20 protein-coding genes and 1 pseudogene are annotated in these 23,027 nt (G+C 62.0%); 1 reads left to right on the top strand and 20 read right to left on the bottom strand.

Features of this window, described 5'->3' with window-relative positions; genetic code table 11:
* Positions 1-82: 82 nt before the first annotated feature.
* The 13 genes from glmS to pcsA all read right to left on the bottom strand — a co-directional run bounded on the left by glmS (position 83) and on the right by pcsA (position 15,419).
* Positions 83-1,909, bottom strand: a complete 1,827-nt coding sequence (glmS, locus tag B3605_RS03850; RefSeq protein WP_018899934.1) for a glutamine--fructose-6-phosphate transaminase (isomerizing) — start codon at positions 1,907-1,909, stop codon at positions 83-85.
* 108 nt (positions 1,910-2,017) lie between these two features.
* Positions 2,018-3,379, bottom strand: a complete 1,362-nt coding sequence (glmU, locus tag B3605_RS03845; protein WP_112945636.1) for a bifunctional UDP-N-acetylglucosamine diphosphorylase/glucosamine-1-phosphate N-acetyltransferase GlmU — start codon at positions 3,377-3,379, stop codon at positions 2,018-2,020.
* An 81-nt stretch (positions 3,380-3,460) separates the two neighbouring features.
* Positions 3,461-4,234: a FadR/GntR family transcriptional regulator gene (locus B3605_RS03840; protein WP_414706945.1), complete on the bottom strand. Its 774-nt coding sequence runs from the start codon at positions 4,232-4,234 to the stop codon at positions 3,461-3,463.
* On the bottom strand, positions 4,227-5,195 hold the full coding sequence (yjfF, locus tag B3605_RS03835; protein ID WP_112945637.1) for a galactofuranose ABC transporter, permease protein YjfF: 969 nt from the start codon (positions 5,193-5,195) through the stop codon (positions 4,227-4,229). Before yjfF ends, B3605_RS03840 begins: the two co-directional genes overlap by 8 nt.
* Positions 5,192-6,208, bottom strand: coding sequence for an ABC transporter permease (locus tag B3605_RS03830; RefSeq protein WP_112945638.1), 1,017 nt, complete (start codon positions 6,206-6,208; stop codon positions 5,192-5,194). Before B3605_RS03830 ends, yjfF begins: the two co-directional genes overlap by 4 nt.
* The gene (gene ytfR / locus B3605_RS03825) at positions 6,205-7,728 is read right to left on the bottom strand and encodes a galactofuranose ABC transporter, ATP-binding protein YtfR (protein WP_112945639.1); all 1,524 of its coding nucleotides are present in this window, start codon (positions 7,726-7,728) and stop codon (positions 6,205-6,207) included. The genes B3605_RS03830 and ytfR overlap by 4 nt, the downstream gene beginning before the upstream one ends.
* A gap of 120 nt (positions 7,729-7,848) precedes the next feature.
* Complete coding sequence (gene ytfQ, locus B3605_RS03820) at positions 7,849-8,811, bottom strand: galactofuranose ABC transporter, galactofuranose-binding protein YtfQ (protein WP_112945640.1); 963 nt, start codon at positions 8,809-8,811, stop codon at positions 7,849-7,851.
* Between the two features lie 146 nt (positions 8,812-8,957).
* A complete protein-coding gene (locus B3605_RS03815) occupies positions 8,958-10,031 on the bottom strand; it encodes a BMP family ABC transporter substrate-binding protein (RefSeq protein ID WP_047510350.1) in 1,074 nt (357 codons plus the stop codon).
* Positions 10,032-10,076: 45 nt separating this feature from the next.
* Complete coding sequence (locus tag B3605_RS03810) at positions 10,077-10,997, bottom strand: ABC transporter permease (RefSeq protein WP_047510348.1); 921 nt, start codon at positions 10,995-10,997, stop codon at positions 10,077-10,079.
* On the bottom strand, positions 10,994-12,079 hold the full coding sequence (locus B3605_RS03805) for an ABC transporter permease (RefSeq protein WP_047510346.1): 1,086 nt from the start codon (positions 12,077-12,079) through the stop codon (positions 10,994-10,996). The genes B3605_RS03810 and B3605_RS03805 overlap by 4 nt, the downstream gene beginning before the upstream one ends.
* Positions 12,069-13,643, bottom strand: a complete 1,575-nt coding sequence (locus B3605_RS03800; protein WP_112945641.1) for an ABC transporter ATP-binding protein — start codon at positions 13,641-13,643, stop codon at positions 12,069-12,071. The genes B3605_RS03805 and B3605_RS03800 overlap by 11 nt, the downstream gene beginning before the upstream one ends.
* A gap of 39 nt (positions 13,644-13,682) precedes the next feature.
* Positions 13,683-14,666: a quinone oxidoreductase family protein gene (locus B3605_RS03795; protein WP_112973166.1), complete on the bottom strand. Its 984-nt coding sequence runs from the start codon at positions 14,664-14,666 to the stop codon at positions 13,683-13,685.
* Between the two features lie 24 nt (positions 14,667-14,690).
* Positions 14,691-15,419, bottom strand: a complete 729-nt coding sequence (gene pcsA, locus B3605_RS03790; RefSeq protein WP_112945643.1) for a phosphatidylcholine synthase — start codon at positions 15,417-15,419, stop codon at positions 14,691-14,693.
* Between the two features lie 247 nt (positions 15,420-15,666).
* Between pcsA and B3605_RS03785 the strand changes: the two genes are divergently transcribed.
* Positions 15,667-16,479 carry a ferredoxin--NADP reductase gene (locus B3605_RS03785; RefSeq protein WP_112945644.1) on the top strand — a complete coding sequence of 271 codons (813 nt, stop codon included), beginning with the start codon at positions 15,667-15,669 and terminating at the stop codon, positions 16,477-16,479.
* Between the two features lie 49 nt (positions 16,480-16,528).
* Here B3605_RS03785 and B3605_RS03780 read toward each other — a convergent pair whose 3' ends face one another.
* The 7 genes and pseudogenes from B3605_RS03780 to B3605_RS03750 all read right to left on the bottom strand — a co-directional run bounded on the left by B3605_RS03780 (position 16,529) and on the right by B3605_RS03750 (position 22,896).
* The gene (locus B3605_RS03780) at positions 16,529-17,146 is read right to left on the bottom strand and encodes a GntR family transcriptional regulator (protein ID WP_018899948.1); all 618 of its coding nucleotides are present in this window, start codon (positions 17,144-17,146) and stop codon (positions 16,529-16,531) included.
* A 109-nt stretch (positions 17,147-17,255) separates the two neighbouring features.
* A complete protein-coding gene (locus tag B3605_RS03775; protein WP_112945645.1) occupies positions 17,256-18,464 on the bottom strand; it encodes an ABC transporter permease in 1,209 nt (402 codons plus the stop codon).
* Between the two features lie 34 nt (positions 18,465-18,498).
* A pseudogene (locus B3605_RS03770) lies at positions 18,499-19,140 on the bottom strand (ABC transporter ATP-binding protein); the annotation flags it as partial.
* Complete coding sequence (locus B3605_RS03765; protein WP_112944414.1) at positions 19,133-19,912, bottom strand: ABC transporter permease; 780 nt, start codon at positions 19,910-19,912, stop codon at positions 19,133-19,135. The pseudogene B3605_RS03770 and the gene B3605_RS03765, both read right to left, overlap by 8 nt.
* Complete coding sequence (locus B3605_RS03760) at positions 19,909-20,736, bottom strand: ABC transporter permease (protein WP_018902537.1); 828 nt, start codon at positions 20,734-20,736, stop codon at positions 19,909-19,911. Before B3605_RS03760 ends, B3605_RS03765 begins: the two co-directional genes overlap by 4 nt.
* A 71-nt stretch (positions 20,737-20,807) precedes the next feature.
* Complete coding sequence (locus tag B3605_RS03755; RefSeq protein WP_112944415.1) at positions 20,808-21,830, bottom strand: ABC transporter substrate-binding protein; 1,023 nt, start codon at positions 21,828-21,830, stop codon at positions 20,808-20,810.
* Between the two features lies 1 nt (position 21,831).
* The gene (locus B3605_RS03750) at positions 21,832-22,896 is read right to left on the bottom strand and encodes a LacI family DNA-binding transcriptional regulator (protein WP_296432346.1); all 1,065 of its coding nucleotides are present in this window, start codon (positions 22,894-22,896) and stop codon (positions 21,832-21,834) included.
* Positions 22,897-23,027 lie beyond the last annotated feature (131 nt).

Raw genomic sequence — 23,027 nt, 5'->3', positions numbered from 1 at the left:
GATCGGAAATCAGTGCCCCCGTGCTTTCCGTGCCAAAAACTGCCAGAATTCGCCGCCCCGCACAAGCCTCGGTCGGCCGGACTCACTCGACCGTGACCGACTTGGCAAGATTGCGCGGTTGATCCACATCGGTGCCCATAAAGACCGCCGTGTGATAGGCCAGAAGCTGGATCGGCAGCGAGAAGATCATCGGCGCGATGATCTCGTCGACGTTGGGAAGAACGATCGTCGCCATGGTCGGCAGCTTGGAGTGGGCGACACCCGCTTCATCGGTGATGAAGATGATACGACCGCCGCGGGCTGCCACTTCCTGCATGTTCGACACGGTCTTTTCGAAGAAGCGGTCGTAGGGCGCGATGACGATGACGGGCATGTTTTCATCGATCAGCGCGATCGGGCCGTGCTTCAACTCGCCGGCCGCATATCCTTCGGCGTGGATATAGGAGATTTCCTTGAGCTTCAGCGCGCCTTCCATGGCGAGCGGATAGCTGGTGCCGCGGCCGAGATAGAGCACGTCCTTGCACTTCGACAGCTCGCGCGACAGGGTTTCCATCTGCGGCTGGATGGCGTTGAGCACGCGACTCATGATGCGCGGCATCTCGGCGAGATGGCGCACCAACTCCTTTTCCTGATCCGGGCCGATCGTGCCCCTCGCCTTGCCGGCGCCCAATGCCAGCGATGCCAGGACGGCGAGCTGGCAGGTGAAGGCCTTGGTGGAGGCGACGCCGATTTCAGGGCCTGCCATGATCGGGAAGATCGCATCCGATTCACGGGCGATCGTCGATTCCTTGACATTGACGACGGCGCCGATTTTCAGGCCGTTGTCCTTGCAGTAACGCAGCGAAGCCAGCGTATCGGCGGTCTCGCCCGACTGCGAGATGAAGAGTGCTGCCTGCGTCGGCGACAGCGGCATTTCGCGGTAGCGGAACTCGGAGGCGACGTCGATCTCGACTGGCAGACGCGCATAGCGCTCGAACCAGTATTTGCCGACGAGACCGGCGAGATAGGCGGTGCCGCAGGCGGAGATGGCGAGACCGGTCACCGACTTGAAATCGATCGCCGCCGCGTTGGCGCTGATCGTGTTGCTGGCAAAATCCACATACTGGCTGAGCGCGTGGGAGATGACCTCCGGCTGCTCGTAGATTTCCTTTTCCATGAAGTGGCGGTGGTTACCCTTGTCGACCACGTAAGCCGTCGTCTGCGAGATCTGGCGCGGGCGCGAGACTTCGTTGCCGTCGAAATCGAGGATGGTCGCGCCGTCCTTGGTCAGAACCGCCCAGTCGCCGTCGACGAGATAGGTGATCTCGCTGGTAAAGGGCGACAGCGCGATGGCGTCGGAGCCCAGGAACATCTCGCCCTTGCCGTAGCCGACAGCGAGCGGCGGACCGGAGCGGGCCGCCATGATCGTGTCGGGGTCCTTCTGCAGCATGACTGCCAGCGCATAGGCGCCGGTGACGCGGTTCAGCATCTTCATCATCGCTGCGCGCGGCTCGAGGCCCTCACCGAGATACTTGGCGACCAGATGGGCCACGACTTCGGTGTCGGTCTGCGTTTCGAAGACGGCGCCTTCGGCGGTCAGTTCGTCGCGCAGTTCGGAGAAGTTCTCGATGATGCCGTTGTGAACGACGGCAACGCCCTTGACGAAATGCGGGTGGGCGTTGGTCTCATTGGGGACGCCATGCGTTGCCCAGCGGGTGTGGGCGATGCCAGTCGTGCCGGGCAGCGGCTCGGCATCGAGGCGCTTTTCGAGATTGAAGAGTTTGCCTTCGGCGCGGCGGCGGTCCATGGCGCCATCGTGGATGGTGGCAACGCCGGCCGAATCATAACCGCGATATTCAAGCCGCTTCAGCGCATCGACCAGACGCACCGCCACAGGGCTGTTACCAACGATACCAACAATACCACACATAAAGAAATCCCCAGAGCCAGCAATCAATTGCAGGCAGTCGTAACAATTTTCACTTTTTACTCAATCGGCCCGGCGGTCACTTTCGGTGACCGCGCGTTACGAAGACAATCAGCCCTTCGCCTTCTTGGCGGCCTTCTTCGCAAGCGCCAGTTCGCGCAGGATCTTGGCGCGGCCGGGCTTGATCTCCTGGCGCGCGCGTCCGAAGGCAAGCGCGTCGGCCGGAACGTCATTGGTGATGACGCTGCCTGAGGCGATGTAGGCGTTGTCGCCGATGCTGACGGGTGCCACGAGCGAGGAGTTCGATCCGACGAAAGCGTTTGCGCCGATGATCGTTTCGCTCTTGTTGACGCCGTCGTAATTGCAGGTGATCGTGCCCGCGCCGATATTGGCGCCGGCGCCAATGCGGGCGTCGCCGATATAGGTCAGATGGTTGACCTTGGCGCCCTCGCCGACCTTGCCGTTCTTCAGCTCGCAAAAATTGCCGACTTTCGATCCCTCGGCGAGATCCGCACCCGGCCGCAGGCGGGCAAACGGACCGACCGTGGCACCGGCGCTGACATGCGCGCCCTCGATATGCGAGAAGGCATGGATGATGGCGCCGCCATCAATCACCACGCCGGGGCCGAAGACGACGTTCGGTTCGATCAACGCATCCTGGCCGATGACGGTGTCAAAGGATAGGAAGACGGTTTCGGGAGCGATCATGGTGACGCCCGAGATCATCAACTCGTGGCGACGGCGCTCCTGCCACAGCCGCTCGATGACGGCGAGCTCGGCGCGGTTGTTGGTGCCGGTCATTTCGACCTCGGGGGCATCGACCGCAGTGACGCGACCGCCCTGCGAGCGGGCGATCTCGACGAGATCGGTCAGATAATACTCGCCCTTGGCATTATTGTTGCCGATCAGAGCCAGAAGCTCCAGCGCCTTGCGACCGTTGATGGCCATCAGACCGCTGTTGCACCAGGTGACGGCGCGCTCGGCGTCGGTCGCGTCCTTCTCTTCGCGGATGGCGATCAGCTCCCCGTCCTTGACCAGCAGACGGCCGTAGCCGGTCGGCTTTTCGGTGTGGAAGCCGATGACGACGATATCGCTGCCATCTGCCAGCGCCTGGCGTGCGGCCTTCAGCGGCGCTTCCGTCTGCAAGGGAACGTCGCCGTAGGTGACGATGACGTCGTCATAGCCGCGCGCAATGGCTTCGCGTGCTGCAAGCACCGCATGGCCGGTGCCGAGGCGTTCCTTCTGGAGATAGGCCTCGATCTCGACACCGCCGACAGCAGCAGCCTTGGCGACCTCATCCGCATCGCGGCCGACCACGAGTGCCACGGCGCCGATATCGGTCTTCGCCACGGCTTCGACGACATGGGCGATCATCGGGCGGTTGGCCACCGGGTGGAGAACCTTCGACTTCGACGATTTCATGCGCGTGCTGTCACCCGCGGCGAGAATGACGGCAAGACAAGTGCGTTCCATGGTCTGCTCCCAAGAATCCGTTACAGGCGCGTTGCCGCCTCATAGCAGCAACTCGATAACGGAACAAAGATCAAAAAAGGATTAGGCCGATACCCTGGTCATTCCGGCATAGGCGTCATGCACATGATCGCGGCCCTCGACGATGACCGCCTCCATCGCTGAACGCGCCGCCGGCACATCGCCCGCCGCGATCGCCTTGACGATGCGCATGTGTGTTTCGGCGATGTTCGAGAAGCCGTTCTGTGAGGGCGGCGTGCTGATGCGGAACATGCCGACGAGTGCGGCCTCTATCAGGCTTCCGAGCGTATGCATGAAAGGATTGTGCGCGGCGTCAGCGACGGCGAGGTGGAATTCGAGATCGGCCATCGCGAGGCTCTCGGTCGTATGATCGGGCGCCGCCATCTCCTTGGCGAGATCGGTCAAAAGCGCGATCTCCTCAGGTGTTGCCCGCTCGGCCGCCAGACCAGCCGCGAAGGGTTCGACGGCCAGCCGGATATCGTAAAGCTGCAGCAGGAACTCCTCGGTCACGTCGTCATCGAAGTGCCAGGCGATCACCTCGCTGTCGAACATGTTCCACTGGCTCTTTTCGGTGACCCGGGTGCCGACGCGCGCCTTGGCGACGATCATGCCCTTGGCGGCCAGCGTCTTCATCGTTTCGCGAAGAACTGTGCGGGACACCTTGAAGCGCTGCGCAAGCTCGATATCGCCGGGGAGAATGCTCCCGACAGGATAGGTGCCGGCGACGATGGAGCGGCCGAGTTCGTCCACCACCTGTGCGTGGCTGGTGCGAGATCGGCGTTGTGTCTTCCCGGTGTCCAGAATTCTATTGCGCAAGCCACGACCCCCGTCAGGCATACCTCTTGTTCAAACTCGAGAGGAACAGGATGGCCTTCTGCATCAGGATGAATGCAAAAAGCAGCAGGCCGATCAGTATCTTCGTCCACCAACTGGAGAGTGTTCCATCGAAGGTGATGTAGGTCTGAATCAACCCTTGTATCAGGAGCCCGATAAAGGTCCCCGCTACAAATCCCGCTCCACCCGTCAGCAAAGTGCCCCCAATGACAACCGCCGCGATGGCATCGAGCTCGACACCGACGGCCGCCAACGAGTAGCCGGCGGACGTATAAAGGGAAAAAACGATTCCGGACAGGCCGGCAAGGAAGCCGGAAAGCGCATAAATCTGAATTGTGGTGCGACCAACCGGCACACCCATCAACTGCGCCGTGTGCGCCCCGCCGCCAAGCGCGTAAACGTTGGTGCCGAAGCGGGTGCGGTGGGCGATGAAGATGCCGACGGCGAAGACCAGGAGCATCACGGCGCCGATCAAAGTGAGTCGGCCGCCGCCCGGCAGCTTGTAATAGAGGCCTGACAGCGTGTTGTAATAATCGTGGCCGATCGGGATGCTGTCGATGGAGAGCACGAAGGCCATGCCCCGCGCGAGGAACATGCCAGCAAGCGTAACGATGAAGGCCGGCATCTGCAGATAATGGATCACGGCGCCCATCGCCGCCCCGAAAGCGGTGGTGATGACAAGCACCAGCGCGAAGGCGACCAGCGGATGGATGCCGGTGTTCTGCAGAATGACGGCGAGAAACACGCCGGTGAAGGCGATGACCGAGCCGATCGAGAGGTCGATACCACCCGAGATGATCACGAAGGTCATGCCGACGGCGGCAATGCCGAGGAAGGCGTTGTCGGTCAAGAGGTTGCCGACCACGCGCGTCGACAGCATGCTCGGATACTGCATGGCGCAGACAGCATAGGAGAGGATGAAGATCACGATTGTCGCGAGAAGCGGCAGGTATTTCGAATTCATTTCTGCAGTTCCCCTCTCGGGCCGGAGCGACGCCCCATAAAGACGGCTGCCGATTGCACGGCCGGCGACTGGATCACCAGGATGACCAGAACAATCAACGCCTTGATGATCAGGTTGAACTCCGGCGGGAAGCCCGAGAGCAGGATGCCGGTGTTGACTGCCTGGATGATCATCGCGCCGATCAGCGAGCCGACGATGCTGAAGCGACCGCCGAGCAGCGAGTTGCCGCCGACGACGACCGCGAGGATCGCGTCGAGCTCGAGCCAGAGCCCGGCATTGTTGGCGTCGGCACCCTTGATGTCGGCGGCGACGATGATGCCGGCGATCGCGGCGCACAGCCCGCTCAGCATGTAGACAGCCATCAGGAGCACCGGCGTGCGGACGCCGGACAGCGTGCTTGCGCGGCGATTGATGCCGGTTGCCTCGACGAGCATGCCGAGCGCGGTGCGGCGAACGAGCAGCGTGACGAGAACGCCGACCACCAGCCAGATGACAACGGGCATCGGCATGAAGGCGAAGGAGCCGCTGCCGAAGAAGATCAGACCGTCATCGTTGAAGGTCATGATCACGCCCTCGGTGATCAGCTGCGCGATGCCGCGACCGGCAACCATCAGCACCAGCGTGGCGATGATCGGCTGGATGTTGAGCACCGCCACGAGGAAGCCGTTCCAGACACCGCATGCCAGACCGATCAGCAGCGTCAGCACCAGCGTCCAGGCGAGCGAGTTGCCTGAGACGATCGACGACGCTGCGACGGCGCCGCAGATGGCGATGACCGCGCCGACGGAGAGGTCGATGCCCTTGGTGGCGATCACGAGCGTCATGCCGATCGCCAGAAGCGCGACCGGCGCGCCGCGGTTCAAGACGTCGATCAAGCTGCCGTAGAGCCGGCCGTTTTGAATAGTGACATTAAAAAACTGCGGGAACATAATGAAGTTCAACAGCAATATGACTGCTAGCGCGATCAATTGCGGTGCCAGGCGGATGAGCAGCGCCTTCTGTGACGACGTCATGCGTCCTCCGTCTTTTTCTGCACGGCGGCGATTGCCTGGACGATGCGCGACGTGCTGACGTTTTCACCCGTCAACTCCGCCACATGCTCGCGGTCCCGCAATACCAAAATACGTGAACTATAGGCGATAAGCTCTTCTAATTCCGACGAAATAACGATCAGAGACATGCCCCTTTCGCAGAGCTCCTCGATCAGCTTTATGATCTCGGCATGGGCGCCGACATCGATGCCGCGGGTCGGCTCGTCGAGGATCAGGAAGTCGGGATTGGTGGCCAGCCAGCGGGCGAGGATCGCCTTCTGCTGATTGCCGCCTGACAGCAGACGGATCGGCTTTTCGCGGTCGGTGGTGCGGATGTCGAGCGCCTTGATGTACTGGTCGGCAAGCGTGTTCTGCTCGCCGCGAGACAGCGGCCGCGCCCATCCTCGGCGCGCCTGCAGCGCCAGCGCGATGTTTTCGCGGATCGAGAGATCGCCGATGATGCCATCGGTCTTGCGATCCTCCGGGCAGAAGCCGAAACCGGCGCGGATCGCCGCTCGCGGGTTGGAAAGCGCCACCGGCTTGCCGTCGATCTTGGCGGTGCCGCTATCGGCATTCTCGATACCGAAGAGAAGCTCGGCCGTTTCCGTGCGCCCGGAGCCGAGAAGACCGGCGACGCCGACGACCTCGCCGACGCGCACGTTCAGGTCAAACGGCTTCACCTTGCCGCGCTTGCCGTATCCCTCGAAACTGTATTTGACGGGACCGGCCGCCACGCTGCGTTCCTTCACGGCGGCTTCGGCATGTGCCAACTCGTGGCCAAGCATCATCGAGATCAGGCCCTGGCGCGGCAGCTCGGCCTTCTCGCGTGTGCCGACCAGCTTGCCGTTGCGCAGCACCGTGATGCGGTCGCTGATGTCGTAGACCTGCTCAAGGAAGTGAGTAATAAAAACAATGCCTAGCCCGCGTTTCTTCAGGTCACGCATGATGCCGAAGAGCATCGCCACTTCCTGCGCGTCGAGGCTTGCCGTCGGTTCGTCGAGGATCAGCACCTTGCCGGAGAGATCGACGGCGCGAGCGATGGCCACGACCTGCTGGACGGCGACGGAGAAGCGATCGAGCTGCGCGGTGACGTCTATCTCCATGCCATATTGTCGCAGCAACTCGCGCGCCTGGCGGTTCATGGCGGAAACGTCGATCATGCCGAAGCGCTTCGGCTGACGCCCGAGAAACAGGTTTTCTGCAACGCTCAAATTGGAAAGGAGATTGACCTCCTGATACACGGTTCCGATGCCAAGCCGCTGCGCAGCAAGGGTATCAGCCGGATCGATCTCGGCGCCATCAAGCGTGAGGCTGCCTTCGTCGCGGCGATAAGCACCGGTAATGCACTTGATCAGCGTCGATTTTCCGGCGCCGTTTTCACCCAGCAGCGCGTGCACTTCGCCCTTGCGAAGGGTGAAATCGACCTTGTCGAGAGCGACGGCTCCGGGGAAGAATTTCGATATGCCTGATGCGGCAAGGACGTTCTCGAAATTGTGAATCATCAAGTGGGCTTTTCCTGATATTGACCGACATGGCCTGATAGCAACCCGACATGATGTCTGGCAGCGTTCGCGGCAGTTCCGCACCGGTCCATGATGGACCGGTGCGGTTCATGTGTCAGATCAGTAGCCGAGGCCCTTCTTGGACTCGTAGACCTTCTTCGGATCGTCAGCCTGGGTGTAGAGCTTCGATTCGGTCTGGATCCACTTGGCCGGAGCCTTCTTGTCCTTGAGGTAGGCGTCGAGCGCGTCGAATGCCGGGCCTGCCATGTTCGGCGTCAACTCGACGGTCGCGTTGGCTTCGCCGGCTTCCATTGCCTTGAAGATATCAGGAACGGAGTCGATCGAGACGACGAGGATGTCCTTGCCCGGCTTCAGGCCGGCTTCCTTGATCGCCTGGATACCGCCGACAGCCATGTCGTCGTTATGGGCGTAGAGGGCGCAGATGTCCTTGCCGCCGTTCTCAGCCTTCAGGAAGCTTTCCATGACTTCCTTACCCTTGGTGCGGGTAAAGTCGCCGGTCTGGCTGCGAACGATCTTGAAGTTCGACTTGCCGGCAATGGCTTCCTCGAAGCCCTTCTTGCGAGCGATGGCCGGCGAGGAGCCGGTGGTGCCCTGGAGCTCGACGATGTTGCACTTCTTGTCGGCAACGGTCTTCACGAGCCAGTCACCGGCAACCTTGCCTTCGTGAACCTGGTCGGAGGTCACGGCCGTCAGGTAGAGATCCTCAGGCGCCTTGATCGTACGGTCGAGCAGGATGACCGGGATGTTGGCTTCCTTGGCTTCCTTCAAAACCGCATCCCAGCCGGTTTCAACAACCGGGGCGAGCAGGATGGCGTTGACGCCCTGGGCGATGAAGGAGCGGATTGCCTTGATCTGGTTTTCCTGCTTCTGCTGGGCATCGGCGAACTTCAGGTCGATGCCGCGCTTCTTGGCCTCTTCCTTGGTGACGGTCGTCTCAGCAGCGCGCCAGCCCGATTCCGAGCCGATCTGCGAGAAGCCGACAACCAGTTCGGCGGCCTGTGCAGAGCCGAACATGCAGGCAGCAAAAACCGTGGCACTCATGAGTGCTGTCTTGAATTTCATGATTTCCTCCAAAAGCCGCCTCCCGCGGCACGCACTAGGAAAATCATATAGTATTACTTTTGTAAATGCACTTTCTGGTATGCAACGCAGCAAAAAAGGGCGCCCGAAACGAGCGCCCTTTCGCATGTGCTAACAGTGAGAAATGCTCACTTCGGCAGCTTGTCATCCACGCCTTCGACGTAGAAGTTCATGCCGAGCAGCGTGGCATCATCAGCCTTCTCGCCAGCCTTCAGCCACGGCGTGCCGTCCTGCTTGTTGATCGGGCCGGTGAAAGGGTGAATCTCGCCCGACTTGATCTTGGCTTCGGTATCCTGCGCCATCTTCTTCACGTCGTCAGGCATGTTGGTGTAGTCGGCCATCTTGAGGATGCCGTCCTTCAGGCCGTCCCAGCTCTGCTCGGACTTCCAGGTGCCGTCGAGCAGCGCGTGAACGCGCTTGGAGTAGTAGTTACCCCAGGTGTCGACGATGGCCGTCAGCTGCGCCTTCGGGCCGGCAGCGATCATGTCGGAAGCCTGGCCGAATGCGTGGATGCCGCGCTCTTCGGCAACCTGCATCGGGGCCGTCGTGTCGGTGTGCTGCGTCAGCACGTCGACGCCCTGGTCAACCATGGCCTTGGCGGCGTCGGCTTCCTTGCCCGGGTCGAACCAGGTGTTCACCCAGATGACCTTGAGCTTGAAATCAGGATCGATCGACTTCGCGCCCTGCTCGAAGGAGTTGATGCCCATGACCACTTCCGGAATCGGGAAGGAGGCGATGTAGGCAGCGCCGTGGTTCTTCGAGGTCTTGGCGGCGATCTGGCCGAGAATGTAGCGACCTTCGTAGAAGCGCGAGTTGTAGGTCGCAAGGTTCGGGCCGGACTTGTAGCCGGTGCCGTGCTCGAACTTCACATCCGGGAACTTGGCGGCAACCTTGACGGTGGCGTCCATGAAGCCGAAAGAGGTGGTGAAGATCAGCTTGCAGCCGGAGCGGGCGAGACGCTCGATGGCGCGCTCTGCATCCGGGCCTTCGGGAACGTTTTCGAGGTACGGCGTGTCGATCTTGTCGCCGAATTCCTTCTGGATCTGCTGGCGGCCGAGGTCGTGCGCCTGCGAGTAGCCGCCGTCGGTATGCGAGCCGACGTAGACGAAGCAGACCTTGGTCTTGTCGGCGGCCTGTGCGGACGAGCCGACGCTCAAAATGGCAGCTGCCGAAGCGGCAAATGCGAATGCTAGTCTTTTCATGATAACCCCTGTGGTTTGGAATCTCTGAGTTCGTTTGTTCTTGTTCTATCGTTCCGGGACGAATGGTTTTCCCAGAGACGCCGGCGTGTTGATCAGCGTCGTGCGCCGATTATGAGAAATGATGACGAGAACCACAATAGTGGCCGCGTAAGGCAGCATCGACAGGAACTGCGCCGGAATACCGATGCCGAAAGCCTGGGCATGCAGCTGCAGGATCGTGACCGCGCCGAAGAGATAACCGCCGGCGAAGACCCGCCACGGACGCCATGAAGCGAAGACCACCAGTGCCAGCGTGATCCAGCCGCGGCCTGATGACATGTTCTCCACCCATTGCGGCGTATAGACCAGCGACAGCTGCGCGCCGGCGAGCCCCGCGCAGGCGCCCCCGAACATCACCGCGAGATACCGGGTGCGGATGACGCTGATGCCGAGCGCATGCGCTGAGCCGTGACTGTCGCCGATGGCGCGTAGCTTGAGGCCGGCGCGGCTGCGGAACAGGAACCAGCTGACGCCGAAGAGCAGCGCCAGCGACAGGTAGAAGGTCAGATCCTGCTTGAACAGCACCGAGCCGACGAAGGGAAGGTCGGAGAGGTAGGGCACGACGATCGGCGCAAGCCGGACGCCGGGAACACTGACATAGCCCTCGCCAAGCATGCCCGACAGGCCAAGGCCGAGGATGGTGAGCGCAAGACCTGTTGCCACCTGGTTCGCAACCAGCGTCAGCGTCAGGAAGGCGAAGAGTAGCGAGAAGATAGCGCCCATCGCGATGCCGGCGAGAAGGCCGATATAGGGCGAGCCAGACATCTGCGCCCCGGCGAAGGCCGCGACGGCACCCATGATCATCATTCCCTCGACGCCGAGGTTCAGCACGCCCGAGCGTTCTGTCACCAGTTCGCCGAGTGCGGCGATGACGAGCGGCGTCGAGGCGGTGATGACTGTCAGAAGGATGGCTTCGAAAATGCTCATGCGACGCCTCCCCGGACACGCGACCAGACGATGCGGATCTTGTAGGCGATCAGCGTGTCGCAGGACAGGACGAAGAACAACAGCAGCCCCTGGAAAACGCGGGTAACCTTATCGGAGACGCCGATCGACAGCTGCGCGGCCTCGCCACCCAGATAGGTCAGCGCCAGCACCAGGCCGGAAGCAATGATGCCGAGCGGGTTGAGGCGTCCGAGGAAGGCGACGATGATCGCGGTGAAGCCGTAGCCCGGTGAGATCGCCGGCTGCAGGTGGCCGATCGAGCCCGAGACTTCCGAGATGCCGGCGAGACCGGCCAGCGCGCCGGAGAACAGGAAGCTGAACCAGATCATCTTCTTCGATGAGAAACCGGCGAAGCGCCCTGCCCGTTCCGACTGGCCGAGGACGACGATCTCGAAGCCCTTCAGCGTGTATTTCAGCATGAACCAGACGAGGATCGCGGCGATGATCGCGAAGATGAAGGCCCAGTGGGCGCGGCCGGACTCTTCCCAGATCGCCGGCAGCACCGCTTCGGGCGGAAAGGAGACGCTCTCAGGGAAATTGAAGCCGGCGGGATTGCGCCAAGCGCCGCGGATCAGCCAATCGAGAAAGAGCTGGGCAATATAGACCAGCATCAGGCTGGTCAGGATTTCATTGGTGTTGAAATGCGCCTTGAGCAGCGCCGGGATGCCGGCGAACAGCGCTCCGCCGAGCGCACCCATAATCAGCATCAGTGGCAACACGAGGGGCGAGTGCCATTCGGTGAACAGGATGGGCAGGATCGAGCCGGTGATCGCGCCCATGGTGAACTGGCCCTCGGCGCCGATGTTCCAGTTGTTCGAGCGATAACAGACGGCGAGGCCGACGGCGATCATGATCAAAGGTGCGGCCTTGATCGCCAGTTCGTGCAGCGACCAGACTTCGAGCAGTGGCTCCAGGAAGAAGGCGTCGAGCGCCTCGATCGGATCCTTGCCCAAGATCTCGAACATGATCGCGCCGGCAACCAGCGTCAAAATCAGCGCCAGCAGCGGCGAGACGAGGCCGTAGAGCTTCGACGCCTGCGGGCGCTTTTCGAGTTCAATGCGCATGCGTGGTCTCCGGCGCGGTCTTGCTTTCATGCAGGCCGCCCATCAGCAGGCCGATCTTCTCGCGCGTCAGCTCGCCCGCAGGGAATGGCGACGACAGGCGTCCCTCGGAAATGACGGCGATCTCGGTTGCGACCTCGAAGATTTCGTCCAGATCCTGGCTAATGACGACGACAGCCGAACCGTTGCGGGCGAGGTCGACGAGCGCCTGGCGGATGCGGCTTGCCGCGCCCGCGTCCACGCCCCAGGTCGGCTGATTGACGACGAGGACGGCCGGCTGGCGGTCGAGCTCGCGGCCGACGATGAATTTCTGCAGGTTTCCACCCGAGAGCGAGCCGGCTGCCGGATCCTCGCCGCTCTTGCGCACGTCCATTTCCTCGGAAATGCGCTTCGTCGCGTTCTTCACGGCGCTACGGCGGATGATCTTGAGGAAACCGCCTGAAAGGAAGGCCTTGCGGTCGGATTTGCTGCGGGCAAGCACGAGGTTGTCGGAGAGCTTCATCGCCGACACGGCGGCGTGGCCGTGGCGCTCCTCGGGCACGAAGCCGGCTCCGAGCAGGCGGCGGGCGGTGATCCCTTGGTTTCCGACAGGCTTGTTGCGGATGACGACCGCTTCCGGCTTTGACACCGGATATTCGCCCGAGAGCGCATCGAACAACTCGCCCTGCCCGTTTCCGGCAACGCCTGCGATCGCAAGGATCTGGCCGGAACAGACGGTCATCGACACGTCCTTCAGCGGCATGGCGAAGGGGGTGCGCGGGGCGACGGAGAGGCCTGAGACGGCAAGCTGGACCGGACCCTTGGCGCCGCGATCGGGGTGCGTGACGGATGCGACGTCGTTGCCGACCATCATGCGCGCAAGCGAGGCCGGCGTTTCATCTGCCGGCACGCAGGCGCCGGTCACCTTGCCGTGGCGTAGCACCGTGGCGCGGTCGCAGATGCGCTGCACCTCTTCCAGGCGGTGGCTGATATAGAGCACCGAGCGGCCCTCGGCCTTGAGTTTGAACAATGTCTCGAACAGCTTGTCCGCTTCCTGCGGCGTCAGCACCGAGGTCGGCTCGTCGAGAATGATCAGCTTCGGGTTTTGCAACAGCACGCGGACGATCTCGATGCGCTGGCGCTCGCCGACGGAGAGATCGGCCACATGGGCGTGTGGGTCGAGCGGAAGGCCATAGGCCTGCGACAGCGCCCTCGCCTCCTCGGCAATCTTGCCGATCGGGATGCTGTCATCGAGAGAGAGCGCGATGTTTTCGGCAACGGTGAGCGCTTCGAACAGCGAGAAATGCTGGAACACCATGCCGATGCCAAGCTTGCGCGCAGCACCGGGCGAGTTGATCGCGACCGGACGGCCTTCCCAGACGATCTCGCCCTCGCTCGGCTCCAAGACGCCGAACAGCATCTTCACCAGCGTGGATTTTCCCGCGCCGTTTTCGCCGAGCAATGCATGGATTTCGCCGGGAGCGATATCGAGGTCTATGTGGTTACAGGCAGCAAAGCTGCCGAATAGCTTTGTCAGCTTCTGGACCGACAATAACGCGCCTGATGCCGGCACAGTCGATGACGACACTTTCCCCTCATTTCCCACTGCCGACCTGCCCCTTCAGGATCATTCTGGGATCAGCAGCGTCGTTCCGGTCGTTTTTCTAGCTTCCAGTTCCGTGTGGGCTCGCCCAACCTCGCGCAACGGATAGGTCTGATTGACATTGATACGCACTTTGTTGCTCAAAACAACATCAAATAATGCGTTTGCACAATCAGTTAGCTCATCGCGGGTGGCGATGTAGGTGAAAAGCGTCGGACGGGTCGCAAAGAGCGAGCCCTTCTGCGCCAGCAACGCCAGGGTGAAATCCTCTATTGGGCCGGATGACTGGCCAAAGGACACGAACATGCCCAAGCGCTTGAGGCAGTCGAGCGATTGCGGGAAGGTGTCGCGACCGATGGAATCGTAGACGACATCGACGCCCTTGCCGCCTGTGATCTCCGAGACGCGCGCGACGAAATCCTCGCTGTTGTAGTTGATGACGCGGTCGTAGCCATGTTCGCGTGCCAGTTCAGCCTTGGCGTCCGATCCGACCGTGCCGATGACAGTCGCGCCGAGCGCCTTGGCCCACTGGCCGGCGATCAGGCCGACACCGCCGGCGGCGGCGTGGAAGAGCAGCGTGGTGTCAGGGCCGACCTTGAAGGTGCGGTTCAGCAGATACTGCGCCGTCATGCCCTTCAGCATCATCGCCGCGGCTGTATCGAGCCCTATGCCATCGGGCACGGTTACCAGATGCCTGGTCTCGATGTTGCGCTCGATGCTGTAGGCGCCGTCGGAGCCAGCATAGGCGACGCGGTCGCCGACCTTGAAATCCGAGACGCCGGGGCCGACCGCAGTCACCGTGCCGGCGGCTTCCTTGCCCGGAACGAAGGGCATATACGGCGCCTTGTAGAGGCCGGTGCGGAAATAGACGTCGATGAAATTCAGGCCGATCGCGGCGTGCCGTATCTGCACTTCGCCGGCGCCGGGCGGCGGCAGGTCGATATCGACATAATCGAGAACTTCGGGACCGCCGGTCCCGTTCAGCACGACGGCCTGTGTCTTCGTCATTCCAATTCTCCTATGCCAATTCTCCTATGCACGACGTCCAAGCGCCGGCAGGAACTGCAGCACCGCACCGATGCAATAGAGATAGATACCGCTCAGAACGAAAAGAACGAGCGCCCATTGCGGCACGACGAAATGCATCAGCAGCGCATAGATGCCGAGTGCCGACCACAGGAAGAAGATGCCGAGATTGAACGGACGCAGGCGCTGGACGCGGACCGGATGCAGGAAGTTGATCGGCAGGAAGGTCAGGATCACCGAGACAGTGACGACGGCGAGCGCGGTCGTGGCGCTGGCATCCATGACGAACAGCGTGAAGACGATCATGTTCCAGACAACGGGGAATCCTGAGAAGAAATACTCTTCGGTCTTCATGCCCATGTCGGCATAATAGATGGCGCTCGACACGACGATCATGCCGGCGGCCACGAACGACCAGGGCTCGCCGATCATGCCGCTCTGATAGAGCGCGAATGCCGGCAGTAGCACGTAGGTGACGTAATCGATGATATTGTCGAGCGTATCGCCCGACCAGTTCGGCAGGACTTCCTTGACCTTGACCTTGCGCGCGATCGGTCCATCGATACCATCGACCAGAAGCGCCAGCCCCAGCCACCAGAACATGTCGACGAAACGATGCTCGGCGGCGGCCACGACGCCGAGGAAAGCAAGAAAGGAACCGGAGGCCGTCAAAATATGGACGGAAAATGCCCGCATTTCCGCGTAGGGTACGCGCTTGTAATTGAAAATCTTCATGTTTCCCCGAGTTGCCATAAGCAATCCGCACCCCCGAGGCGCGATTTCGGCCTAATATGCATCCTTTGTCGGGCTTCGCCAGAGCAAAAGCGAATGATGCACATCGGGTTTCCCAAACCTGACGATAACATGCATATTTCATGCAACTCGCCACAGAGGGAATGGAATACCTTTAATCCGCCGCCTATTTGTAATATCTCGCTCGCATCGAATTGATGATCGACGAACTACGGGATCCGATACCGCAATGAACGCCCCTGCAAAGACCGAAGAATTCGCAGCCCCAATCCCTGCCGGCGTATTCGCCGAAACCGTTCTCAGCGTCACGCACTATACGGACAACCTGTTCCGCTTCACGATGACGCGTCCTGAAGGTTTCCGCTTCCGCTCTGGCGAATTCGCGATGATCGGCCTCATGGTAGACGGCAAACCGATCTTCCGCGCCTACTCGATCGCCAGCCCCGCCTGGGCCGAAGAACTCGAATTCTTCTCCATCAAGGTTCCCGATGGTCCGCTCACCTCGCATCTGCAGGCCATCAAGCCCGGCGACCAGGTGCTGATGCGCAAGAAGCCGACGGGCACGCTGGTGCTCGACGCGCTGACGCCCGGCCGTCGTCTCTACATGTTTTCGACCGGCACCGGCATCGCGCCATTCGCCAGCCTGATCCGCGATCCGGAGACCTACGAAAAGTTCGACCAGGTCATCCTCACCCACACCACGCGCAACATAGCCGAGCTGAAATACGGCTTCGACCTGGTTCACGAAATCCAGAACGACGAGCTTCTGCAAGAAGTGGTCGGTGACAAGCTGCTGCACTACGCAACGGTAACGCGCGAGGACTTCGAGTATCGCGGTCGCATCACCGACCTGATCTCCTCAGGCAAGCTGTTCACCGATCTCGGCGTTCCCAAGCTCGATCCCGAGATCGACCGCGGTATGATCTGCGGCTCTTCGGCGATGCTGAAGGACACCAAGGAACTGCTTGAGAAGGCTGGCCTCGAGGAAGGCGCCAACAGCAAGCCGGCGCAGTTCGTCATCGAACGCGCCTTCGTCGGCTGATTGCCTCTCTCAAATGCCTATAACAGCGGCTCCGGAAACGGGGCCGTTTTCATTTCTGGCCGAGATAATCGATCAGCGTCGTCATCGCCTTGCGTGCTTCAGTCGCCTTGCCCTGCTGGATCGCGCGGATCACGGCAACGTGCAGCGAAATCGAGCGATCCATCCGCTCGGGGCTTGCCTTCGAATACCAGAGGCGACGCGAATGGGTCTGCACCGGGCCGAGCGCCGAAGTGATGAAGGCATTGGGACAAGACTCTTCGAGAATTTCGTCGAATGCCTTGTCGGCCGCGAAGAATCCCGCGAGATCGCCGCTGACGGCGCAATCGTTCATGGCACGCGCGCATTCCACCAGTTGGTTGCGCTGCCCGTCGGTCGCCTGTTCGGCAACGAGTGCGGCTGCGATCGGCTCGAGCTCGCGGCGAACCTGCATGACATGGGCGTGGTCGGTCGGCTTGATCTCGGCGATCTGCAGGCCGACGCGCGGCTTCACCACGATCAATCCCTGCCATGCCAGCTTCTGGATCGCCTCGCGCACTGGCGTGCGGCCGTGTCCGGAGAGATCGATCAGCTGCTTTTCATTGACGAGCGCACCAGGCGTCAACGCCAAGGTCACGATGGCATGTTCCAGCGCCAGATAGGCAAGATGGCTCTGTGAGGAGTTCGGCATCGCGGATCCGTGATTCGACCTGATATATCATAAGCCCCGCGTTAACGGATTCAATGGCAGGTTGCCATGATATATTAGGCGGCAGCGAGAGCCGTTATTTTACAGCGGCTTACTCGTGCCGCAGCGCATCGATCGGATTGAGCTGGGCGGCCCGCCTTGCCGGGAAATAGCCGAAGATCATGCCGATCGCGGCGGAAAAGGCGAAGGCGACGATGATCATCGTCGGGCTTACCACGAACGGCACCTTGAGTAGCGATACGGCGCCGAAGCCGAGGCCCAGCCCCAGCAGAATGCCGCTCATGCCACCGAATATCGACAGCGCCACCGCCTCGACAAGGAACTGCATCAACACCTGTCGCTCCAGCGCGCCAATCGCCAGACGGATACCGATTTCACGTGTGCGCTCGGTAACCGAGACCAGCATGATGTTCATGATGCCTATGCCGCCCACGAGCAGACTGATCGCGGCCACCGCGCCAAGCAGGCTGGTGAGCAGTGTCGTCGTTCCCGTCATCGCGGCTGCTATCTGGGTCATGTCGTTGACGTTGAAATCGTCTTCGCGGCCGGGAATGATCTTGCGGCGTTCGCGCAGCAGGTTTTCCGTGTCCGACTGGACCTTCGATGTGGCAACGCCATCGCGCGCCGAGATGAGGATCATCGAGACATTGGCGTTGGCCTTGCCGCCGATGCGGCGCTGGTAGACCTTGATCGGCACGATGACGACATCGTCCTGGTCGGTGCCCATGCCGGATTGCCCGCGTTTGGCCAGAACGCCGATGACGCCGCAGGAGACCTTGCCGACGCGCACCTGCTGGCCGATCGGATCGGCGGACCCGAAGAGCTGCGAACGGACGGTCTCGCCGAGAATGCAGCGAGCACGGCCGCGCTCTTCGGCTGCCTCGAAGGTGCGGCCGGAGGCGATGTCCCAGTCCTGTGCGGTGAAATAGTCGTTGGTCGTGCCCATCACCGTCGTCGAGTGGCTCTGCCCGCCATAGATGACCGTCGCGGTCGTCTGGTTGAGCGGCGCCACGGCCCGCAGCCCGCTGACCTGCTCGCTGATGGCATCCACGTCAGCCACGGTGAAGCGGCGTGCCTCGGAGCTTGCGCGGCCGGGGCCGAACTGGCCGGGGCGGGCAAACAGCATGTTGGTGCCGAGACGCGACAACTCGGAGGTAACCTGCGCGGTGGTGCCGTTGCCGATCGTGACCAGCGCGATGACGGCGGCGACGCCGATGACGACGCCAAGCACGGTCAGGAACGACCGCAGCATGTTGCGGCTGATGGCGCGCAGCGCGAGCTTGACCGTCTCAAGAAACATGATGACCCGCCCTTCCCTGATGCACCGTTTCCGCTTCCAGCTTTCCATCGACAAAGCGCAGCAGCCGCTGCGCATAGGCAGCGATGTCAGGCTCGTGCGTGACCATGACGATGGTGATTCCCTGCTCGCGGTTCAACCGCGTCATCAGGTCCATGATTTCGATGCTGGTCTTGGTGTCGAGATTGCCCGTCGGTTCATCGGCAAGAAGCAGCGATGGCTGGGTGACGATGGCGCGCGCGATGGCGACGCGCTGCTGCTGGCCGCCGGAGAGTTCGCCCGGCTTGCGCGATGCGAAACTGGCGAGGCCGACGGACTTGATGCTCGCGCTTACCTTTGCATCGAGATCCTGGCCGCTGACGCCCTTGAGGCGCAGGCCGAAGGCGACGTTTTCATAGACGGTCAGATGCGGGAACAGCGCGTAGGACTGGAAGACCAGGCCGACATTGCGCTTGTTGGCAGAGACGCGGGTGATATCGGCGCCATCCAGCGTGATGCGGCCGGATGCGGGGTTGAGCAGGCCGGCGATCGAGCGCATCGTCGTGGTCTTGCCGCAACCGGAGGGGCCGAGGAGTGCTACGAGCTCACCCTTCTTGATCGAGAGATCTAGATCCTTCACCGCGACCGTATCGCCGTAGGCAAGCGTCAGCTTGTCGAGTTGCAGATAGGTGTCAGACATAGCGAGAGAACCCCAGGAAGCGTTCGGCAAGGAAGACGATGCCGATGGACAGGAAGGCGAGCAGCGCAGAGAGCGCAGCGATCGACGGGTCGTAGGTGGTTTCCATGTAACCCAGCATGTCGATCGGCAGCGTGCGGACGCCGGGACCTGACAGGAAGAGCGAGACGGGCACCTGGTTGAAGCTGGTGACGAAGCCGAGGATGAAGGCGGCGAGAATGCCGCCGCGGATGTTCGGCATCACCACGCGAAAGAAGGCGCCTGCGCGCGACGAGCCGAGCAGCACCGCGGCTTCCTCGATATCGGAGCGCAGGTTGTTGAGGCTGGCGGAGACGACGCGCACGGCATAGGGCAACACCAGTGCGGTGTGCGCGAAGAACAGCGCCAGCGTGATGTTGAAGCCGAAGGGCACGACCAGATAGCGCAGCAGCGCCAGGCCGACGATGATGCCCGGCACGATGATCGGCAGCGAGACGATGGTGCGGATGGTTTCCGCGCCCGGCAGCTTGTAGCGTGAAAGCGCGTAGGCGGCGGGGATGCCGAGGACAAGAGCCGCCAGCGTGCCGCCCACGGCAAGCAGCATCGACATGGCGAAACTGTCGCGGAAACTGTCGATGGTGAAGACCTTGAAGACCCAGCGCAGCGACAGGCCCTGCGGCGGGAAGGCCAGCGTATCGCCGGCAGAGAGCGAGGCGGCGATGATGATGAAGAAGGGGCCGATCAGGAAGATCAAGAGCAGGCCGAGCACCAGCGGCGAGAGGATGCGTGGTGTCATCGCTTGTTCCTCGCTGTTGCTAGACGCTTGAGCAGGATGTTGGCGGCGAAGCTCATGACGATCAGCATGAAGGCGATGACGCTGGCGGCAACGAAGTCGTTGGCGACGGAGACCTGCTGGTAGAGCAGCGTTTCCAGCATCAGCACTTTTGAGCCGCCGAGGACGGCGGGGGTGATGTAGGCGGTGAGCGAGCCGGTGAAGACGAGCGTGCCGCCGACGACGAGGCCTTCGCGGGTGAGAGGCAGGATCACCTTCCAGAATACCTGGAACCAGTTGGCGCCAAGCACGCGGGCGGCCGGAATGGCGTCCTTCGGCATGTTTTCGAGCGCGCTGATAAGGGACAGGATCATCAGCGGCAGGAATAGCTGCAGCAGGCCGATGAAGACGGCGGTCTCGGTGAAGAGCAGGCGCAGCGGGCTGTCGCTGAGGCCGAGGCCCTGGATCGCCTGGTTCACGATCCCCGTGCGGCCGAGGATGACGATCCAGGCATAGGTGCGGGCAACCGGCGAGATCATCAGCGGCAGCGTCACGAGGCCGATCATCCGGCCCTTGCCCTTCGGCGGCAGGTTGACGATGGCAAAGGCCGCCGCATAGCCGATGACGGCGGAGACGGCGGTGACTTCGAGGCCGAGCTTGAAGGTGCGCAGGAAGACCGTGCGGTTCAGCGATTGCGAGAAGAAGCCGGTATAGGCGCTGAGCGTCCAGCTGCCGTCGATGTGAAATCCTTCCGAGAGAAGGATGACGACGGGCAGCAGGAAGACCAGCGCGGCGAACAGGGCCGCGGGCAGGGCGAGCGCCAGGGCTTCCGTGCGGTTTTGAAACATGAGGCGTCTTTCAGAGCAATCGCATGGTGCGGCTCCAGCGGTGCCGGAGCCGTCCTGTTGGTGACTGGCCGTTACTGGCCGACCGTGTCGTTCCAATCCTTCAGCCAGCCGGCGCGGTTATCGAGGGCTGCGGCCGAGGGGATGAGTTTCAGGTTCTTCACCGTGTCCTCGCCGTAGGTGAGGTTGTTGGCGGCTTCGTCGGAGACCTTCACCTCCTTGTTGGCCGGGCTGTCCACCAGCTTTTCGGCAAGCTTGGTCTGGATCTCTGTGGAGAGCCAGAAATCCATGAACTGCAGCGCGAGGTCCTGGTTCTTCGAGCCCTTGGTCATGACCATGACGTTCATGCCGCCGGTCTGGCCTTCCTTGGGGGTTGCCCAGGAGACGGGGACGTCGAGCTTGGTGAAACCTGCCCAGGAGAAGCGACCGATCGGGGCGGCCCAGATTTCTTCCTGCTGCATCAGCTGCACGAGCTGCGAGGACTTCTCGTAGAAGGTGACGATGTCGTCCTTCTTTTCGCCGACGGCTGCGATCGGCGCTTTCAGGTCCGGGTTGTCGCTGCCGAGCGCCAGGCCGAGCATGTAGAGTGCCGGCGGGCCCTGGTTGGTGGTGACATTCGGGAAGGCGACGTGGCCGACATATTCAGGCTTCAGCAGATCGGCCCAGCTCTCGATCTTCATCTTGTCGGAGCGGTAGGCGATCGAGGTGGCGTAGAAAGTGTAGCCGACGCTCATGCCATCGCCGTTCGGATCCTTGGCGAGGTCGTAGAGCTTGCCGAAATTGGTGAGCTTTGCGGTGTCGATCTTGTCGATCAGGCCCTTGCGAGTGGCCGACAGCGCGTCGGCCATGGAGACGACGGCCATGTCGATAACGGGGTTGGCCTTGTTGGCCTCCATTTTCGCCAGGCGCTCGACGCTGTTGCCGGTCTCGACCACCAGCTTGCAGCCGCACTTGGCTTCGAAGGGGTCGTAGACGATCGATTTGAAGTCATCCTGCGCGAAGGCGTAGACGGAGATGGTGAGCGTCTTTTCCTGAGCGCTTGCGGCGACGGGCGTGAGGGCCAGAAGGGCCGCCGAGGCGATGAGGGCATGCTTCATGTCAGGAGTTCTCCTTCTGAGAGGCTAGGTCCACTTTGCTTGGGTCGATCCTGGCTGGATCGGCGGGACCCGATGATTGGCGAACGATCAGCTGCATGGGCACCCGATCGGTTTCGGAAGCGACGAGCACGCCTTCGCGGCTGCCGCTTGCCTGTATGGTTTTCAGGAGCGAGGAGATGGCGACATCGGCGATCGTCGCCATGTCCATTGCCACCGTCGTCAGGCTCGGTGTGATGACGGGGGAGAAGATCAGGTCGTCGAAGCCGGTGACGCTTGCCATGTCGGGAACGACGATGCCGTCGCGCTGCAGTTCGGTGAGCGCCCTCAGCGCCTGCAGGTCGGACAGCGCTGCGAAGGCTGTGTAGCCCTCGCGGACCTTTTCGGCGAGGCCGAGCGTGCAGCCCATGCCGTTCTCGCGTTCCAGGCGCTCGACCCAAAGGGTGGAGGACTGCATGTCGGGGCGCAATCCGGAGCGGATGCCGCCGACGCGGTCGTTCTGGACGTTGGATTCGGGATTGTTGCCGATCACAAGGATGCGCTTGTGGCCGAGTTCGGCGAGGTGGTCCGCGATGTCGCGTCCGCCCTGCCAGTGATCGGCGGCGACCGTGTTGCCGGGTGTCGAGGCGGTGTCGATGACGGCGACGGGACAGCTCGCGGCCGAGATGCGGGTCGCGCGGCGCGGGACGATGACAAGTCCCTCGACGCCGCGCTCGACCAGCCGGTTGATGGCTTCCGTCTGTGCGGTGATGTTGCCGCGGGAGTCGGCGATGAGGACGCCGTAGCCGGCCGATGTGGCGGCGAATTCGATCGCCTGCGCGAGCTTCGGGAAGAGTGGATTGGCGATATCAGGCAGGACAAGGCCGATGACGCCGCTGCGTCCGGTGCGCAGCGCGCGCGCCGCCTGGCTCGGAACATAGCCCATTTCGGCCGCGTGTTCGCGGATCCGCTCGGCGAGCTGTTCGGACACACGGCCCTTTCCCGAGAGCGCGTTCGACACCGTCGCGACGGAGACGCCAAGCGACGTTGCGATCCTGCTCAGATTTGGTCCCGGTCGGGCTGTGGGCATGATTTTCGACGGATTGGGTTAATCGTTTAACCAATGCGTACATGACGCCATCGTCGTTGTCGAATCCAATCTTGCGCCGCTTTGCGATTTTCCGCAATCGCGGGCAGAAACAAAAAAGCCCCGGCGAACCG

It is taken from the genome of Rhizobium sp. UBA1881, from assembly GCF_002338015.1.
Classification (GTDB): Bacteria; Pseudomonadota; Alphaproteobacteria; order Rhizobiales; family Rhizobiaceae; genus Rhizobium.
The sequence above is the reverse complement of the archived record's forward strand: the minus strand, read 5'-3'. Positions and strand labels throughout refer to the sequence as shown.